At 56.1% G+C, this 15785-nt stretch carries 20 protein-coding genes; 9 read left to right on the forward strand and 11 right to left on the reverse strand.

Annotated elements, in window-relative coordinates:
* Nucleotides 1-54 precede the first annotated feature (54 nt).
* Complete coding sequence (gene betB, locus GOV89_RS08235) at nucleotides 55-1509, forward strand: betaine-aldehyde dehydrogenase (RefSeq protein ID WP_171178317.1); 1455 nt, start codon at nucleotides 55-57, stop codon at nucleotides 1507-1509.
* Nucleotides 1510-1734: 225 nt separating this feature from the next.
* Here the strand turns inward: betB and GOV89_RS08240 are convergent, their stop codons facing one another.
* Genes GOV89_RS08240 through fliL form a run of 5 tightly spaced genes read right to left on the reverse strand, consistent with a single transcriptional unit; the run spans nucleotide 1735 to nucleotide 6369 of the window.
* The gene (locus GOV89_RS08240; RefSeq protein WP_171237937.1) at nucleotides 1735-3873 is read right to left on the reverse strand and encodes a hypothetical protein; all 2139 of its coding nucleotides are present in this window, start codon (nucleotides 3871-3873) and stop codon (nucleotides 1735-1737) included.
* Nucleotides 3870-4739: a flagellar motor stator protein MotA gene (gene motA / locus GOV89_RS08245; protein WP_171237938.1), complete on the reverse strand. Its 870-nt coding sequence runs from the start codon at nucleotides 4737-4739 to the stop codon at nucleotides 3870-3872. The genes GOV89_RS08240 and motA overlap by 4 nt, the downstream gene beginning before the upstream one ends.
* Nucleotides 4740-4783: 44 nt before the next feature.
* The gene (locus GOV89_RS08250) at nucleotides 4784-5368 is read right to left on the reverse strand and encodes a MotE family protein (protein ID WP_171178311.1); all 585 of its coding nucleotides are present in this window, start codon (nucleotides 5366-5368) and stop codon (nucleotides 4784-4786) included.
* A complete protein-coding gene (locus GOV89_RS08255) occupies nucleotides 5365-5862 on the reverse strand; it encodes a hypothetical protein (RefSeq protein ID WP_171237939.1) in 498 nt (165 codons plus the stop codon). Before GOV89_RS08255 ends, GOV89_RS08250 begins: the two co-directional genes overlap by 4 nt.
* A gap of 9 nt (nucleotides 5863-5871) precedes the next feature.
* Complete coding sequence (gene fliL, locus GOV89_RS08260; protein ID WP_171237940.1) at nucleotides 5872-6369, reverse strand: flagellar basal body-associated protein FliL; 498 nt, start codon at nucleotides 6367-6369, stop codon at nucleotides 5872-5874.
* 118 nt (nucleotides 6370-6487) lie between these two features.
* On the opposite strand from fliL, the gene fliF reads away from it, so the two are divergent.
* Genes fliF through fliP form a run of 4 tightly spaced genes read left to right on the forward strand, consistent with a single transcriptional unit; the run spans nucleotide 6488 to nucleotide 9675 of the window.
* Entirely contained in the window at nucleotides 6488-8071 is a 1584-nt protein-coding gene (fliF, locus tag GOV89_RS08265; protein WP_171237941.1) for a flagellar basal-body MS-ring/collar protein FliF, read from the forward strand.
* On the forward strand, nucleotides 8071-8667 hold the full coding sequence (locus tag GOV89_RS08270; RefSeq protein WP_171237942.1) for an ABC transporter ATP-binding protein: 597 nt from the start codon (nucleotides 8071-8073) through the stop codon (nucleotides 8665-8667). Before fliF ends, GOV89_RS08270 begins: the two co-directional genes overlap by 1 nt.
* Nucleotides 8660-8947 carry a FliM/FliN family flagellar motor C-terminal domain-containing protein gene (locus tag GOV89_RS08275; RefSeq protein WP_171178301.1) on the forward strand — a complete coding sequence of 96 codons (288 nt, stop codon included), beginning with the start codon at nucleotides 8660-8662 and terminating at the stop codon, nucleotides 8945-8947. Before GOV89_RS08270 ends, GOV89_RS08275 begins: the two co-directional genes overlap by 8 nt.
* Nucleotides 8947-9675 carry a flagellar type III secretion system pore protein FliP gene (gene fliP / locus GOV89_RS08280; RefSeq protein ID WP_171178299.1) on the forward strand — a complete coding sequence of 243 codons (729 nt, stop codon included), beginning with the start codon at nucleotides 8947-8949 and terminating at the stop codon, nucleotides 9673-9675. Before GOV89_RS08275 ends, fliP begins: the two co-directional genes overlap by 1 nt.
* 92 nt (nucleotides 9676-9767) lie before the next feature.
* Here fliP and GOV89_RS08285 read toward each other — a convergent pair whose 3' ends face one another.
* Together GOV89_RS08285 and GOV89_RS08290 are read right to left on the reverse strand one after the other, a co-directional pair.
* Nucleotides 9768-10367, reverse strand: a complete 600-nt coding sequence (locus tag GOV89_RS08285; RefSeq protein WP_171178297.1) for a phospholipid-binding protein MlaC — start codon at nucleotides 10365-10367, stop codon at nucleotides 9768-9770.
* Nucleotides 10357-11172 (reverse strand): VacJ family lipoprotein, encoded by an 816-nt coding sequence (locus tag GOV89_RS08290; RefSeq protein WP_371732269.1) that lies wholly within the window; start codon nucleotides 11170-11172, stop codon nucleotides 10357-10359. Before GOV89_RS08290 ends, GOV89_RS08285 begins: the two co-directional genes overlap by 11 nt.
* Before the next feature lie 290 nt (nucleotides 11173-11462).
* Here GOV89_RS08290 and GOV89_RS08295 point away from each other — a divergent pair, with 290 nt between their 5' ends.
* Genes GOV89_RS08295 through GOV89_RS08310 form a run of 4 tightly spaced genes read left to right on the forward strand, consistent with a single transcriptional unit; the run spans nucleotide 11463 to nucleotide 14205 of the window.
* On the forward strand, nucleotides 11463-11918 hold the full coding sequence (locus tag GOV89_RS08295; protein ID WP_171178294.1) for a RidA family protein: 456 nt from the start codon (nucleotides 11463-11465) through the stop codon (nucleotides 11916-11918).
* Nucleotides 11915-12682, forward strand: a complete 768-nt coding sequence (locus GOV89_RS08300) for a glycerophosphodiester phosphodiesterase family protein (RefSeq protein ID WP_171178292.1) — start codon at nucleotides 11915-11917, stop codon at nucleotides 12680-12682. The genes GOV89_RS08295 and GOV89_RS08300 overlap by 4 nt, the downstream gene beginning before the upstream one ends.
* 45 nt (nucleotides 12683-12727) lie before the next feature.
* A complete protein-coding gene (locus GOV89_RS08305) occupies nucleotides 12728-13915 on the forward strand; it encodes a GNAT family N-acetyltransferase (protein WP_171178290.1) in 1188 nt (395 codons plus the stop codon).
* Nucleotides 13912-14205, forward strand: coding sequence for a 4a-hydroxytetrahydrobiopterin dehydratase (locus GOV89_RS08310; protein WP_171178288.1), 294 nt, complete (start codon nucleotides 13912-13914; stop codon nucleotides 14203-14205). The genes GOV89_RS08305 and GOV89_RS08310 overlap by 4 nt, the downstream gene beginning before the upstream one ends.
* On the opposite strand, the gene GOV89_RS08315 is transcribed toward GOV89_RS08310, so the two are convergent.
* From GOV89_RS08315 to GOV89_RS08330, 4 genes are all read right to left on the reverse strand, one after another.
* A complete protein-coding gene (locus GOV89_RS08315) occupies nucleotides 14202-14510 on the reverse strand; it encodes a hypothetical protein (RefSeq protein ID WP_171178286.1) in 309 nt (102 codons plus the stop codon). The genes GOV89_RS08310 and GOV89_RS08315 overlap by 4 nt on opposite strands.
* Before the next feature lie 23 nt (nucleotides 14511-14533).
* Nucleotides 14534-14881, reverse strand: a complete 348-nt coding sequence (locus tag GOV89_RS08320) for a hypothetical protein (RefSeq protein ID WP_245222904.1) — start codon at nucleotides 14879-14881, stop codon at nucleotides 14534-14536.
* A gap of 11 nt (nucleotides 14882-14892) precedes the next feature.
* Nucleotides 14893-15138: a glycine zipper 2TM domain-containing protein gene (locus tag GOV89_RS08325; protein WP_171237943.1), complete on the reverse strand. Its 246-nt coding sequence runs from the start codon at nucleotides 15136-15138 to the stop codon at nucleotides 14893-14895.
* Between the two features lie 101 nt (nucleotides 15139-15239).
* A complete protein-coding gene (locus GOV89_RS08330) occupies nucleotides 15240-15725 on the reverse strand; it encodes a peroxiredoxin (RefSeq protein ID WP_171178280.1) in 486 nt (161 codons plus the stop codon).
* Between the last annotated feature and the right edge of the window lie 60 nt (nucleotides 15726-15785).

A 15785-nucleotide genomic window follows, 5' to 3' on the forward strand; every position in this document is an offset into this window, starting at 1 on the left:
AATTCAACGAACCAATTGTCCCGTTCAGACGGGTGCAAGAGAAGAGGACACGGTATGAAGTTTCAGCCCCAAGCCAGCCATTTCATTGATGGCGCGTATGTCGAAGATACAGATGGTGCCGCCATCGACGTGATCTACCCGGCCACTGGCGAGGTGATCGCGCGATTGCATTCGGCAACTCCGGCGATTGTTGAACAGGCTCTGAACAGTGCCAAAAGTGCGCAAGCGGCCTGGGCGGCTATGTCGGGAACCGAGCGGGGTCGGGTTTTGCGCCGCGCCGCTGACATCATGCGCGAACGCAACTATGATCTGTCGGTCCTGGAAACCCATGACACCGGGAAGCCCATTCAGGAAACCACTGTTGCAGACGCCACTTCGGGCGCGGATGCGCTGGAATACTTTGGTGGATTGGCTGGCAGTCTGACCGGCGAACACATTCCTCTGGGCGGGGGTGATTTTGTCTATACGATCCGCGAGGCTTTGGGCGTTTGCGTCGGGATTGGGGCATGGAACTATCCAACTCAGATCGCGTGCTGGAAGGGGGCTCCGGCGTTGGCCTGCGGCAACACGATGGTGTTCAAGCCTTCGGAGACCACGCCCCTCTCGGCGTTGAAAGTGGCAGAAATCCTCATCGAGGCCGGTGCGCCAAAAGGCGTTTACAACGTGATTCAGGGGTACGGGGATGTAGGTGCTGCACTGGTAACCGACGCGCGTGTGGCCAAAGTCTCGCTGACCGGCTCTGTTCCAACGGGCCGCAGGGTCTATGCTGCTGCAGCCGAAGGCATGAAACATGTCACCATGGAATTGGGTGGCAAATCTCCGATGATCGTGTTTGACGACGCGGATGTCGAAAACGCGGTTTCAGGCGCAATTTTGGGCAACTTCTATTCGTCAGGTCAGGTCTGCTCCAACGGCACCCGCGTGTTTGTGCAAAAGGGTATCAAAGAAGCTTTCCTTAAACGCCTGTCCGAACGTCTGGCCAACGCCAAAATCGGCGACCCGATGGACGAGGATGTCAGCTTTGGCCCGATGGTCAGCGAAAATCAGATGAAAATCGCGCTGGGCTATATCGAAAAAGGCAAGTCCGAGGGTGCGCGTTTGGTCTATGGTGGAGCGCGGCTTGATGGCGACGGGTTCTACATGCAACCCACGGTCTTTGCCGACGTGACCGACGATATGACCATCGCGCGCGAAGAAATCTTTGGCCCGGTCATGTCGGTGCTGGATTTTGACACCGAAGCCGAGGTCATGGCCCGCGCCAACGATACTGAATTTGGTCTGGCCGCCGGTGTCTTCACCAGCGATCTGACACGCGCCCACCGCGTGGTGGCCGGGTTCGAAGCGGGCACCTGTTATATCAACACCTATAACCTTGCCCCGGTCGAAGCCCCGTTTGGCGGATCGAAGATGTCAGGCGTGGGGCGCGAAAACTCGAAACTGGCAATCAACCACTTCAGCGAGATGAAAACCGTCTATGTCTCGATGAACGATGTCGAGGCACCCTACTGAATAGTCGGCGTTACGCCTGTTGCGCCTAATCTGTCCCTGTTCCTGGCACCAAGCCCTAGGAACGGGGCATCATTTGAGAAAACGCTTTTCAATTCTTCGCGCCGACCAGATGTTGATGGCGTTTGCGTCGCAAGCCAATCCGAGAGCCGCTATCGCAATACTGACCCCAAAACGCAGTTTTCTCATGTTGGCACTGGATTGTCTGAAGAGCAGCAGGCGCACTTGTCATTTTAAATTGACCGCATTCAGCATCTCAATGATGCGTTCGCGTGTCGTTTCACTGTTCTCAAGCAGACCCTCTGCGTCCATTAGGGGTTTTTCCAACTGTCGTGCCGGGGTGTCCAACAGGGCTTGCGTTGTCTGGTTCAGGACCGCGTATTTCCCACCCTGTGGTTCAACGGTATCGTCCGGCAGCCCTGCCAGCCAGTATAAGCGGTTTGCTGCCTCGCCTTGCCCCAAATCTTTCATGATCTCAGCTGCTGCTGCAAAGTCACTAATTCTGCCCAGGGCCTGTGCACGCAAGGCGCGGGCTTCGTCCGATTTGTCTTCGTCCAACTCCATCAGAGCCTTGTGCGGACGTCCCGACAGAAGGGCCGCTTTGGCCCGCACGCGCGCTCTTTCTGTCTTGTGCGTTTGATCTTCTGCTCGGTTTGTCAGGTCAATGGCTTGATCCGCAAAACCAAGCGCCGCCAGCCGATCACCAACGGCGATTGCACTGTCCGTTGACAGGGCTGGGGTCTTGCTCATCTGCATTACGTGGAACGCTTGGCGTAAAAAGGTTACGTTGTCGGACCGCTCTGACAGTAGGTGAAAATGTCGATTGAACGCGCGGGTTCTGTCCTGCCCGTTTGGCAAGTTCAGGATGATGTCGAATGCTGGCTCGAAATCCTGGCTCAGGCTCAAGGCGATCGCGTGCGTGCGTGCCATCATTGGGCCCAGGTTCGAGCGTCGGTATTCGACCGCAAAAGACGCCGCCAGTTCCAGTTCTTTCGAAGTGACTGCGCTGCGTTCGCCCCAGCGCTTTTCGACCAAACGGGCCAACGCCACCGGAGCATTCGGCGTGGCTTTGGGTGATGAAACAACCTCCGTCAACAACTCCTCTTCGCGCACGTCGTTCCCCTCTGCCGCAGCAACTATGGCCTTGGCATGTGCGGTACTTGCCGAGGTGCTTTGTTCGATACGGTCGACCGAGCGTATCACTCTGCGGGCGGCCTCCAACTGTTGTGCGTTGACGAGAATTTCGGACAGACGTTTTCCGAATTGGCGGCGCAAGTGGTTCGGCAAACTACCATAAGCTTGCTCGATCGCCTCAACATCCGCGTCAGGTGCCAGAGTGCCTTCGGACAATACTGCCCAAAGCGCGGCGTCACTGTCGCAACGCTGCAATCCACTGAAAGGATGGGGGGGCTTAATTGGTTTGTCGTCTACGAGCTGAGCGACAAACTCGATGCGGTCCAGTTCTTCAGATGGTGCTTCAGACAGCGCCAAAGCAGCCAGTGCTTCGGCCCCAAAGCCGTTGAACGCATACAGCTTTGCCAGTCTGAGAGCCTTGTTTTCATCAATACGGTCAAACTCCTTAAATAGACCCGTACGCAAAGCAGACACTTGCGCAGAAAAGGGTTCATCCCCTGACCAGTGTGCGAAGCCAAGTTCGGACGTCGTGATGCAGGTTGGTTTGTTATCGAACTGCTGCAACTCGGCATTCAGAACATCCTGCAAATCGTCCAGCACCGAAGTCAGTCGAATATTGCCGGACAAACCCGTTGGCAGGCGCGCTGCGTCGGGTGGGGCAGAGCTGCGAGGACCAACTGGGGTTAGGTTCAAACCCAGCAATCTGCGGTCGGCCCCTTGCAGAAAACGCGTGGACAATTGGTCCTTCAACCCGTGTTCAAGAAGCGGCAGGTCCAATGCTGCCAACTGCGCGTCTTTATACGATTCAGTCGTGGCCTTTTTGGCCGTCCGCTTCACTGGGGGGGGGATGTCAACCAGCAGCGGGGGCAGAAATGCGCCCGGTGCAATATCAAGAACAATCATAGAATCCCGGTACAGGAAAGCCGAGGCTGCGCACGCGCACCCGAACTCCAATTCCAATGCCCCACCGGGTTCAGGTTGTGAGATTGACGCAAGGCGATTGGTCGTCAAGCGGCTGAACACTGCGCTTGTCTGAAAGGTCGCGGCATCCAATGCCAGCCTTAAGCGAGCACCGTTTTTACGCTGTTCCAGTGTCCATCCTGTGTTTGGTGGTACATTGAGAACCAAACGCGTATAGCCATCATGCTCACCTGATCGCACCGTCACATTTTGTGCGGATGCCGAAGTGGCCATCATGATCAGGGCCGCAAACAGGATTCCGAACTTTTTCATGCTGCGGCCTGCTTGAGCTCTTTCAGAGCCTCTTCAAGCTCGGAGAAGCCGGGGCGGTTGTGAGTGGGTGTGTTCTGGCGCCCAACCTCAATACACATCGCGGCATTGTGGTTGTGCAGGTTTGCAACCAGAACCTCTTTGATCAATTGGTAGAAGTGATTGTCTTCTTCGACAACGGATTTCAGCTTGCCTGAAAAGGGTCCCACCAGACCATACGCCAGGAAAACCCCCAAGAACGTGCCCACCAGAGCGCCGCCGATCAGTTTGCCCAGAACCTCGGGTGGTTGGTCGATCGAGCCCATCGTTTTGATCACCCCCAAAACAGCCGCTACGATCCCTAGCGCAGGCAGGCCATCCGCCACTGTGTGCAACGCATGGCTTGAGTGCATTGCGTGATGAAAATTCGCCTCCATCCGCTTTTCCAGCACTTCTTCAACCTGGTGCGGATCATCATAGTTCATCGCGGCGGAACGCATAGTGTCACAGATCAGATCGACCGCCTCCTTGTCGGCTTGAATCTTGGGATAAGTGGAAAACAAGCTTGAGTTTTCAGGGTCTTCGATATGTTGCTCGACCTCAACCGGATTAGCACGGGCAATGCGGATCAGTGAAAACAGAAGGCAAAGAAGGTCACGATAGTCCTCGGGTTTCCATTTCGGTCCCTTGAAAACCTTCCCCAGGTCTTTGATCGTGTGTTTTACACCGCCCATGTCATTGCTGATCAAAAAGGCACCAACGGCGGCGCCGCCGATCATCATCATTTCAAACGGAAGCGATTTCAGAATGATGGTCATCTTGCCGCCAGCAGCAAGATAGCCGCCGAAAACCATCACGAAAATGACAACAATTCCAACAATTCCAATCATTTGAGATCTCCGGCTTAGTGATGCGCGTGAAAATGTGGCACTGGTTATTCCAGTGGGGCCGAGGCATTACGGCCTGCCATGACAACACTGATCGTGTAGGCTGCCTCGGGGCTGAGACCAGCAAGTATCCCGGCCGCTGAATCAGGAGGCATACGAGAAAGAAACCCGGCGGCAAAAGTTGGATCCATGGTTTCAAACAACGCAGCAGCATCTTTGGGTTTCATGGTTTGATAGACATCTGTCAGACGGGTCAGATCATTCTCGGCCGCGTTGTCGGCGACAGCCAAAGTGGCACGCAGAGCCTCTTCCGCCTCTTGAAGCGCGACCAGCCGCGTCTCGATAGCCTGGCCCGCGATTTCCAATGCCTTTTCTTGATCCCGCAGCGCGTCTTCACGTTGTGTGACCTGTTTTTCTCGACGCAAAAGCTCGGTCAAAAGAGCTTGAACGTCGCGTGTTTCCAACGCTTTGGGCGTGTGTTCAACGGCCTTAGGTTCGGCTGGTTTCGCAAGCGCCGGCCCAGCCTCTAACCCGATGCGAATTGCGGCTGAACCAAGCATGAGTAAGGAGATGACAGCAAGTACACCGGCCCGCGGGCGAGCGTTTGGCCGAGTTGCGCGAGGGCGGTTCATGCCAGTGTTCCACCCTGCTTGTGATCATGACGGAAGAACATCAGACCCTCTGGCGCTTTGTTTTCTTTTGTTTTGGGTGCTTCAGTTTCAGAAGATTCTGCGTCGTCAGAGGGCTCTGTGACATCCTCTTGCCTTGCAAGAGTTGGTTCTTGTGGCTGAGCCTCTGCCGGAACAGCCTCTGGCTGCGTCTCCGTTTTGGAGGCGTCTTCGGGGATCACGTCATGCATTGACGCCATCATCAGCTCGAGCTGTTGCGCGACGCTCTCGGCTCTGTGTGTGAGGGTTGTAAGCTTGTCCCCGGACTGGTCAGAAGCGCTGCGCGCGTTGTCCAGAGATTTCTTCAGCTCTTCCGCTTGCCGTGAAAGAACCGCCACAGCACCACCAACGCCTTTTTCAAGGTCGGTAAACCGCTTGAGGCGGCGCGACAGAACAAAGCAGTAAAGACCCGCGCCCAACGCACCGGCAACCAGCAAAATATCCGCGATCAGCTCCAATTTCGCCTCCTAGTTCAAAACAAATTCCATCACCAGCACATCGCGAACGCGACCCTCGCCAACGACAATTTCAATGCGGCGCAGCAAATGGCCCCGGATGCGCATCAACGCCAACGAATCTTCAAGATCCTGCAATTCCACGGCACGCAGGTATCCGTTCAGAACATCCATGATTCGCGGCTGCATTTTTTCCACGTCAGCCATGTACGGGGCGTTAACTTCGAGTTGTGCGTGAAACTTCAAATGCCGAGTGCTGTCTGAATTCACCGATACGACGACGGGTGGCAGTGCGAGGAAGCCAACGTTTTCCAGCGCTTTGACAGAGTTTCCTTTTTCCATGTCCTGGCTTGTTTCCTGCGTAGCTTTGCCGCCCAGCGGAATCAGTCCGGATGAGGTTAGGAAATATCCGCCCGCGGCCCCTGCAATTGCCAGAATCAACCCAATAAGGATTCCCTTTTTCCCCCTTTTTTCCGGGGCTTCTGCCTGTTCTGCCGTCGCGTCGGTCATGACGTCCTCATTCATCCGTTCTGTCGTTTCATAACCGCTCAGGGACTAACCGATTGTTAAGGGCAATCGTCCAAACAGAGGGTGCGCCGGGCAGAATGTCGGCGAGTCGGAGGTGAGCGTGCAGCAGATCGGAACTGTTTGGGAAAGTTTGGACAGGCGTAAACAAATCATTGTCGCCAGTGCAGTTGTGCTGGTGTTTTTGGGAATTCTCGGAATGTCCCGCCTTGCAACCGCACCGTCTATGACGCTGCTGTATGCAGGCTTGGAAAGCGGCGCGGCAGGGGACATCGTGCGCGCGCTGGATCAGCGCGGTATCACCTATGAGATTCGCGGTGGGTCAATCTATGTACCCGGCGCGCAGCGGGACGAGTTGCGGATGACTCTGGCCAGTGAAGGCCTGCCCGCAAATGGTAACAGGGGGTATGAACTGCTGGATTCGCTGAGCGGGTTTGGCACCACCTCTCAGATGTTCGACGCCGCATACTGGCGTGCAAAAGAGGGTGAGTTGGCGCGCACCATAGTCGGCAGTCCGCATGTCAGCCAGGCGCGGGTGCACATCGCCAACGGGTCTGCGAACCCGTTCCAGCGCAGCGTTGCGCCGACAGCCTCTGTCTATCTGGTGCCGTCAGGTGCCGATATCACTGGTGATCAGGCCAAGGCGATCCGGTTCCTTGTTGCCTCCGCCGTAAGCGGCCTGGCACCTGAGGACGTGACTGTAATCGATTCGAACGGGGCTGTTATTGGTGGGCAAGACACTGCGGTGGCCGCTGACACGGCAGATGATAAATCGCGCCAACTGCGTGAACGTGTACTGCGCCTTGTGGAAGCGCGTGTCGGACCCGGCAATGCGGTGGTCGAGGTTAGCGTGGATACGGAAACCAAGACAGAATCAATCCGCGAGCGGCGCTTTGACCCCAAAGGCCGCGTGGCCATCAGTACGGATGTCGAGGAACGTTCGGACAGCGCCCGCAATCAGTCTTCTGATGTCACCGTTGCATCCAACCTGCCCGATGGAGATGGGGCTGGTGGTGACGAATCGAACTCCACCCCCACCGAAACGCGTGAGCGGGTGAATTATGAGGTCTCTGAAACAGAGCTTGAAGTTCACACAGCGCCCGGTTCGATTAAGCGCCTGACGGTTGCCGTTTTGGTGAACGGAACGCGTACTGTGGATGCCTCGGGAGCCGAAACATTTGCACCGCTGCCGCAGGCAGAACTGGACGCGCTGCAAGAACTGGTGGCTGCGGCCGTGGGGTTCGACGCCGCGCGCGGGGACGTGATCACACTTAAATCTCTGGATCTGCCTGTGACAGAACCGCAAGGCACTCTGGCTTCGTCTTCCATGTGGCAGAACATTCATCTGGACGCCATGTCCCTGATCCAAATGGCCGTGCTGGCGGTGGTATCGCTAGTGCTGGCGTTGTTCGTGATCCGACCGATTCTGATGAAGCCGACACTGACACCAGCGCTTTTGCCCGCTGTTGACGGGGCCGAGGTGGAACCTTCGGTTTTGACCGGTGAAATCGCGGCCGATGACGTGGCTGAGTTTGCAGCCTTGCCCCAAGACGGGGGCGTTCCAGCGCTGGGCGTCAACGCCGTCGAAGACCCGGTTGAACGGTTGCGGACTATGATCGGTGACAAGCAAGAGGAGACCGTCGAGATCCTTCGCAGCTGGCTTGAAGAAGGCGAGGAGCGGGTGTGATGTCGATCGCCCATCTGCTTGAGGATTTCACCGCTCAGACCAGCACCGGCACGGTTCTGCTTCTGGATGAGGAAACATTAGAAGAACAGAGGCTTGCCGCCTTTGAGGATGGTTATGGTGCTGGTTGGGAGGATGCCGCTCAGGCGCAGGAGCAAAGTCGCGGAAAGGTATCGGCAGAGCTCGCGCAATCGCTGGAGGACATGTCATTCACCTATCACGAGGCGATGACCCGGATGACTCTGTCTTTGGAGCCGATGTTTGAAAGCCCGGTGCAGACAGTCTTACCGCAGATGGTCGACCGGGGATTGGCCACCCTTCTTGTTGAACAGCTGTCGGAGATGGCGCGCATGCAGCTGGAGCAACCTATGCAGATCATGGTGCCGACGGGCCGTGCTGAAGATGTTGCAGCAATTTTGCCGCCAAGTGCACAGCTCGCGCCAGAGGTCATCGAAGATCCCGGGCTCGAGCCGGGGCAGGCCCGCCTGCAAGTCGGCATCAGCAGGCGCGAAGTGGATTGCAGCGCCTTGCTGACCACCGTTGCACAGATTTTTGACGCATACGTCTTTGAGGCAAGAGAGGCTTTGTCCAATGAATGACACTCAGACCCCGAACACCGAAAGACCCAACCCGTTTGAATCCGTCCCGATCGAGGTGACTGTCTCTGTCGGCCGCGCCCGCCCATTGATCCGGGATTTGCTCAATATGGGAGAGAATGCGGTGCTGACACTGGACAAAAGGATCGAAGATCCGGTTGACCTTTATGTCGGGGATCAGTTGGTGGCACGTGGGCTGCTTGAAGAGATGGATGGCGACCAGGCCGGTCAACTGGCCGTGCGCCTGACCGAGATTGCCGACCTTCAAAACGGGATCGGTTGATGCGCTTTGCGATCTGGCTGGCTCTGGCGATTGTGCTGACACCATCGCTCGCCACAGCTCAGGATGTGACTTTGTCCCTTGGCGAGGGAGGATCTATATCGGCACGGACCATCCAGTTGATCCTACTGATCACTGTATTGAGCATAGCGCCGGGCCTGGCAGTTATGATCACCTGTTTCCCGTTCCTGGTTACAGTATTGTCGATCCTGCGACAGGGGATTGGATTGCAGCAATCGCCGCCCAATATGCTGATTGTCAGTCTGGCGTTGTTTTTGACCTATTTCATCATGGACCCTGTCTTCACTGAAGCCTGGGAAAGCGGCATTCGCCCGATGATGGAGGAAACGATCGGGGTCGAGGTCGCACTGGAACGGGCGCTGGACCCGTTCCGTACTTTCATGGCAGCCCGGTTGGACGCGGATACATTTTACGCCATGGCGGCCCTACGTCCCGGTGGGGATGAGATGGAACTGTCAGCACAAGCGCCGCTGTCCGTCCTGATGCCATCTTTCATGCTATCTGAAATCGCGCGGGCCTTTCAGATTGGCTTTCTGATTTTTCTGCCGTTTCTGATCATCGATCTTGTTGTTGCAGCGGTGTTGATGTCGATGGGCATGATGATGGTACCTCCGGCAATCGTATCCTTGCCATTCAAACTTGCGTTCTTTGTCATCGCAGACGGCTGGGCGTTGATTGCAGGCGCTTTGGTGCGTAGCTATGCGCCCTGAAATCGAAACAAAAAAGGGTCAGAAGAACCTGACCCTTTTTTGTGTACTTGCAATAACTTTGATCTGGCGCGTTACCACACCCGGCCGCAAGGTTAGCCTGTTTTGTTCAAATCTCTGATCAGTTGATCCAGATTGCCTTTCCGGGCATCCAGCATAGCGCCGATTTCGGTGCGTTCGGTCAGCAGAAGGTTCACGCCTTCAATGAACATATTATAGAACTTGTCCCGGCCCGACTTGTCGGACACCAGGAACGTCACGTCAAACGGGGCGGAGCCGCGCAGTTTGACCATCGTCCGAACTTCGTACCCGGCCTTGATTTTTCGCGCATTGCGTACGTCAACCTCGCCACCAATAAACTCTCGGAACCGGCGGCCGTATTTACGCGAGATATAGCCCTGGAACGCTTTGGTGAATTTTTTCAGCTGGGCGGGGCTTGCCGTGCGGGCATCCGCCCCCAGGGCATAGCGAGCCATGATCGGGACATCACCATATTGCACAAAGATTTTTTCGAAGTCGCGCAGCATTGCCTTTTCAGACTTGCCCGAATCGATCACCCGATTGATGTCAGCAACCACGCTGTTGACCAGCGCTTTGGCTGCAGCTTCGGTCTGCGCCAAGGCAGGCATGGGCAGCAAGGCCAGCGCGAGGCTCGAGGCGATGAAGTGACGGCGGTTCAACTCGTTATTCGGCATAGGGGTCCTCGTAGGGGTCTAAAAAGGGGTCCCTGACCGGGTCTGTCCCGGTTTCGGCATAGGGGTCAGAATATAGATCCAGATAGGCGTCTTCGTCATCTCTTGCCAGTTCAAAGCGGCGATTTTGCAAAAAGATCAGGCGTGCTTGCGCGTAACTGTCTGCACTTTCGTAAAGAATCGAGTCGACTGTATCCGAGAACCGGCCGCGATCTCCCATGCGGCGCACGATCTCGGCGTAGACGCCAATATTGTCGACCGGTCGCACCGGAGAAAAATTGATTGGGTTCGAGAACAAGTTGATCACAACCCCGATCGCATCTCGTTGGGTGGATGGGCCGTAGAAGGGAAGCTCAACATATGCGCCTTCGCCCACACCCCAGACATGCAGCGTCTCGCCGAAATCGGTATCCACTGGTGGCAAATTCAATTCATCCGCAGGTGCAGAAAGACCAAAGCCACCCACAGTCATGTTGATCACGAAGCGCAGCAACGCGTTGCCCATCTGTTTCGGATTGCCCTGTAACAGGTAATCAACGGCCTGCCCCGGCAGCGAGATGTTTTCGGCGAAGGTGCTGAAACTGGTCACCATCGGATCAGGAACGATCTTCACATAGCCTTTCGAGGCGGGGCGGAACAAAAATCGGTCCACACCAAGGTTGAACTTGTGGATTGCCCGGTTGTTGTTTTCATACGGATCAAAAACATCGCTACGCGAGGCCCCCTCGGGCGGGGTAGTAGCGCAAGCAGACAGAATGGCCATGCATGACAGGACAATAAAATGTTTCAGGCGCAATCTGCTTGGCACGGTTTGCTTCTCCCAAAATGGTCCGACACATGGTCCGCCGGACGTTCAATCAAAATCCACGTGCTGGGGTGGCACAAGTTCTGTCACTAGTCGTTTCGGGTCTTAAATGAAACACCTTGCGTGTAACCTGTCATTTGGGGGCGGGTAAAGTGACCCAGGATCAACAGCTCGTAATAAGTAAAGAAACGCTCAGATCGCAGGCAGACAGGAAATTGCCGGTTTCCGTCTTTCCCAATCCAAGCTTCCCGGTTAGCGTCCGGCAGAGTCGAATTTAGGGAAGGACCCTCTCAATGAGCATCGCCGCAAAACTGGAAACCCTGGGTGTCACGCTGGATGACGCACCTGCACCCGCTGCCAACTATGTGCCGTTCGTGCGCGTGGGCAATATCGTTTATGTCTCGGGCCAGATCTCGAAAGCTGATGAACTGATCACCGGCAAACTGGGCGACGATATGGACGTTGAGGCCGGAGCTGCTGCGGCCCGGGTTTGCGCGATCAACCTGCTGGCGCAGGTCAAGGCAGCCTGCGGCGGCGATATCGAGAAACTGGTGCGTGTGATCAAGCTGACTGGTTTTGTAAACTCGACAGCAGAGTTCACAGCACAGCCACAGGTGATCAACGGTGCCTCCGATTTCATGGTCGAAGCGCTGGGCGAAGCGGGCCGTCATTCACGTTCCGCAGTCAGCGCGGCGTCCCTGCCGTTGGGTGTGGCGGTTGAAATCGAAGGTATTTTCGAAGTCGAATGATACCACCTTTGCCAAACGCGTTTTTGCAGGTCCCTATTGCTCATCGGGCTCTGCATGACATATCGGACAACCGCCCGGAAAACAGCCGGGCGGCTATTCAGGCAGCGATTGACGCGGGTTACGGGATCGAGATCGATCTTCAACTGACATCGGATGACCGGGCCATGGTTTTCCATGACTATGATATGGCGCGTCTGACCGGTCAGCCCGGGCCGATCCGTCAGGTCTCGGCGGCTGCAGCTTCTGGCGCGACCCTTTTGTATGGGGATGATGGCATTCCAACGCTGGATGAGGTCCTAGAGATGGTGGCAGGTCGGGTACCGCTGCTGATCGAACTGAAAGATCAGGACGGTGAAATGGGTGCCAATGTGGGCGCGTTGGAGCGGGATACCGTCCGCGCATTGCAGGGTTACGACGGTCCTGTGGCCCTGATGTCCTTCAATCCCAACTCGGTCGCTGAACTGGCACGGCTTGCCCCGCATCTGCCGCGCGGCATCACCACTTGCGCCTATGAACCCAGCGTCGAACTTTTGCCCCAAGGCGTTTGCGACAATCTGCGTGGTATTCCGGATTTTGATCGTGTCGGAGCAAGTTTCATTAGTCACGAGGCCGCTGACCTGTCGCGCCCCCGCGTGGCTGAATTGAAGGCGCGCGGGGTGCCAATCCTGTGCTGGACTGTCCGATCGCCTGAACAAGAGGCAGAGGCTCGCAAAGTTGCCGACAATGTGACTTTCGAAGGGTATCTGGCTGCGCATTCGGCTTGAACCTCCTTCAGGCTGTCACAGATAAAGGGCAGGCGCGGAGGACATATGGATCAGGCACAGATCGAAATTCAGGTATTGGGTGCTCTGTCGCAGATTTCTGCGGCAGAGTGGGATGCCTGCGCTTGCCCCGAAGCCGTTGATGGCGGGCGGCCTCTTGATCCCTTTACAACCCATCGGTTTTTACTAGCGCTGGAAGAAAGCGGCTCGGTTGGTCGCGGCACAGGCTGGCAGCCGCAATATTTGACTGCTTATCTTGATGGTATGCTGATCGCAGCGGCCCCGATGTATGCCAAATCGCACAGTCAGGGCGAATATATCTTCGATCATAGCTGGGCCCATGCTTATGAAAGCGCAGGTGGACGTTATTACCCCAAGCTTCAGATCGCAGTGCCGTTCACCCCGGCAACCGGACGACGTTTCCTGGTGCGCCCGGGATACGAGAGGATCGGCATGTCAGCTCTGGTGCAGGGCGCTGTACAACTGGCGGCGGATAATCAGGTTTCGTCGGTTCATGCGACCTTCTGTACCGAGGACGAAGCGTTGGCCGGTGAACAGATGGGCCTGATGTTGCGCGGCTCGCAGCAGTTTCACTGGTTGAATGAGGGCTATTCAGACTTCGACGCTTTCCTGGCTGCCCTGTCATCGCGCAAACGCAAGAACATCCGCAAGGAGCGGGCGCAGGCCAATGACTTTGGCGGTGACATCCGCACCCTGACCGGCGAAGCGTTGCGCCCGGAACATTGGGATGCGTTCTGGCGATTCTATCAGGATACCGGCGCGCGCAAGTGGGGCTCGCCGTACCTGACGCGCCAATTCTTTGATATTGCACAGGAAACCATGTCGGATGACATGGCCTTGGTGCTGGCGGAACGGAACGGCTTTGCCATCGCGGGTGCGTTGAACTTCATAGGCCGCGAAACGCTTTTTGGCCGGTATTGGGGTTGCGTTGAACATCATGCCTGTCTGCATTTCGAACTGTGCTATTATAGGGCGATAGACTTTGCCATTGCCCATGGTCTGGCCCGGGTCGAGGCGGGCGCTCAGGGTGAACACAAGTTGGCGCGGGGCTATTTGCCAACGCGCACGCATAGCTTGCACTGGGTTGGCGATCCGGGTTTTGCTGATGCCGTCAAAAAATATCTGGACGCCGAAGGCCGTGCAGTGGGAGAAGAGATCGAGATCCTAACGGACTACGGTCCGTTCAGGAAATCGAACCCGGAGGAACAGCAATGACCGAACTCTTGTCGACAGAAACCCGCGGCCCGCTGCTGGATCCGCTGTTCAAGAACGGTTGGACGATGGTCGAAGGCCGAGATGCGATTACAAAAACGTTTATATTCGACAATTTCGTTTCCGCTTTTGGCTGGATGACCCAGGTAGCGATTTGGTCCGAGAAATGGAACCACCATCCCGAATGGTTCAACGTGTACCGCACGGTCGAGGTTGTTCTGTCCACCCATGACGTAGGTGGTCTGTCCTCATTGGATGCCAAACTGGCACGCAAGATGGACAGTCTGTGCTAGCGATCATTTCCCGAGCCTTGGCCTCCGGCAAGTGAGGCCGTGGTCGCCATCTGCCTGAACTCGGCTGGCGTGACATAGCCGTCGCTGACATCTATGGATGCAGGAATCCTGGTGGTCTTGTTGCCAATCTGGCGCACGCTCCGCGCTGCTGGGTTTATGTCCAGACAGCGGTTTTGATAGCAGGTCAGCCCGGAAAGGTTGATTTCAATGCGAGACTGCCCATCCGGTCCCGTCACCACAGTAGCCTGCGGAACATCACAGGCCGCGACCAGTGCCAATGCGCCCAAACCAATCCATTTGTTCATACCAAGCTCCTGTCGTGACAGGCTTAATCCAGTTGGCCATTGCCATCCTGATCCGCCGTGTTGAAGTCCTCATCCATCTGAGCATCATATTCCGCTCTTGAGATAAAGCTGTCTTTGTTGCGGTCAACATTCTGAAACTGCTTGATGTCCAGAAACGGTTTGGCCTCTTCCAGGCCCAGGGTGCCGTTTTTGTCTTCATCCATGGCCTGAAATGCATAGTCCGAGAATGCGTCGAACTCGTCTTTTGATAAGAACCCGTCATTATTCGCATCAATGGCGTTCAGTTCTTTTTCATGCAGCTCTGCAACGGTTTCGGCGGCGGCTGCCGAGGTCAGAAATGTGATCATGAGTATGATAATTCCGCGTGTCATGGTTGACCCTTTCAGCATGCAAATCTCTGGCCTTCAAAGCCACCAGCCGCGGCACCCGTAGCGGTAAGGATTGTCTTGCCCGACCCGCCACCAAATTGATTGCCGATGGCGCCACCGATCAACGCACCGCCCAAAGTTCCGCCCAGGCACGCGATCTCGTGTTGGCGCGCGGCTTGTTGCTGTGGGGTGGGTGCCGGTCCGCAGGATGCTAGAATGGCGGAGCCGGTCAGGATAAGTGAAAATGTCTTAAGTGTCATAAAGAACTCCCCAAACGCCTGGATCAAGTATTCGCGCATTAGGGAAGAGCATCAAGTTAATTTGGGTTTTGATGGCCCCGAAAAACCGGGGCCGAACTCTATCAGATGACGTCCAGCAGGCCTTCACCGGCAGAGATTTCGCATGCGCCCGGGTTTTCTTCCAGGTTCAAGGCAGTGACTTTGCCGTCCTCAACCAGCATGGCATAGCGTTTGGACCGGGCAATCAGACCGGCGGGCGGGGCGTCGAAATCCATGCCGATGGCTTTGGTGAATTCTGATGCGGCATCTGCCAGCATGGTCAGACCGGCGTCAGACGCGCCGGTGGCTTCGCCCCAAGCTTTCATGACAAAGGGGTCGTTGACCGAAATGCAGATGATTTCGTCTACGCCTTTGGCGTCGAACTGATCTTTCGTCCGCATGAAGCTGGGTACATGCGCGGAATGGCATGTCGGTGTAAACGCCCCAGGAACAGCAAAGATCACCACTTTGCGGCCCTTGGTCTTTTCTGAAATCCGAACCTCTTCCGGCCCGTCCGCGCCCATCTGGGTCAGTGTCGCTTCGGGAAGGGCGTCTCCTGTTGAAATCATTTTTCAGCTCCTGTTGTTTGGATTTGCAGAATTGGGCTTAGCCGCAATATAGGTGGTCCA

This window comes from Ruegeria sp. HKCCA5763, from assembly GCF_013034545.1.
Classification (GTDB): Bacteria; Pseudomonadota; Alphaproteobacteria; order Rhodobacterales; family Rhodobacteraceae; genus Ruegeria.

Coding starts and splice junctions, on each gene's coding strand:
- GOV89_RS08315 (WP_171178286.1), bottom strand. CDS start 14,510: ATGAACAAATGGATTGGTTTGGGCGCATTGGCACTGGTCGCGGCCTGT.
- GOV89_RS08305 (WP_171178290.1), top strand. CDS start 12,728: ATGGATCAGGCACAGATCGAAATTCAGGTATTGGGTGCTCTGTCGCAG.
- fliP (WP_171178299.1), top strand. CDS start 8,947: ATGCGCTTTGCGATCTGGCTGGCTCTGGCGATTGTGCTGACACCATCG.
- motA (WP_171237938.1), bottom strand. CDS start 4,739: ATGATTGGAATTGTTGGAATTGTTGTCATTTTCGTGATGGTTTTCGGC.
- GOV89_RS08300 (WP_171178292.1), top strand. CDS start 11,915: ATGATACCACCTTTGCCAAACGCGTTTTTGCAGGTCCCTATTGCTCAT.
- GOV89_RS08240 (WP_171237937.1), bottom strand. CDS start 3,873: ATGAAAAAGTTCGGAATCCTGTTTGCGGCCCTGATCATGATGGCCACT.
- GOV89_RS08270 (WP_171237942.1), top strand. CDS start 8,071: ATGTCGATCGCCCATCTGCTTGAGGATTTCACCGCTCAGACCAGCACC.
- GOV89_RS08320 (WP_245222904.1), bottom strand. CDS start 14,881: ATGACACGCGGAATTATCATACTCATGATCACATTTCTGACCTCGGCA.
- betB (WP_171178317.1), top strand. CDS start 55: ATGAAGTTTCAGCCCCAAGCCAGCCATTTCATTGATGGCGCGTATGTC.
- fliL (WP_171237940.1), bottom strand. CDS start 6,369: ATGACCGACGCGACGGCAGAACAGGCAGAAGCCCCGGAAAAAAGGGGG.
- GOV89_RS08295 (WP_171178294.1), top strand. CDS start 11,463: ATGAGCATCGCCGCAAAACTGGAAACCCTGGGTGTCACGCTGGATGAC.
- GOV89_RS08330 (WP_171178280.1), bottom strand. CDS start 15,725: ATGATTTCAACAGGAGACGCCCTTCCCGAAGCGACACTGACCCAGATG.
- GOV89_RS08325 (WP_171237943.1), bottom strand. CDS start 15,138: ATGACACTTAAGACATTTTCACTTATCCTGACCGGCTCCGCCATTCTA.
- GOV89_RS08310 (WP_171178288.1), top strand. CDS start 13,912: ATGACCGAACTCTTGTCGACAGAAACCCGCGGCCCGCTGCTGGATCCG.
- GOV89_RS08285 (WP_171178297.1), bottom strand. CDS start 10,367: ATGCCGAATAACGAGTTGAACCGCCGTCACTTCATCGCCTCGAGCCTC.
- GOV89_RS08250 (WP_171178311.1), bottom strand. CDS start 5,368: ATGAACCGCCCTCGCGCAACTCGGCCAAACGCTCGCCCGCGGGCCGGT.
- GOV89_RS08275 (WP_171178301.1), top strand. CDS start 8,660: ATGAATGACACTCAGACCCCGAACACCGAAAGACCCAACCCGTTTGAA.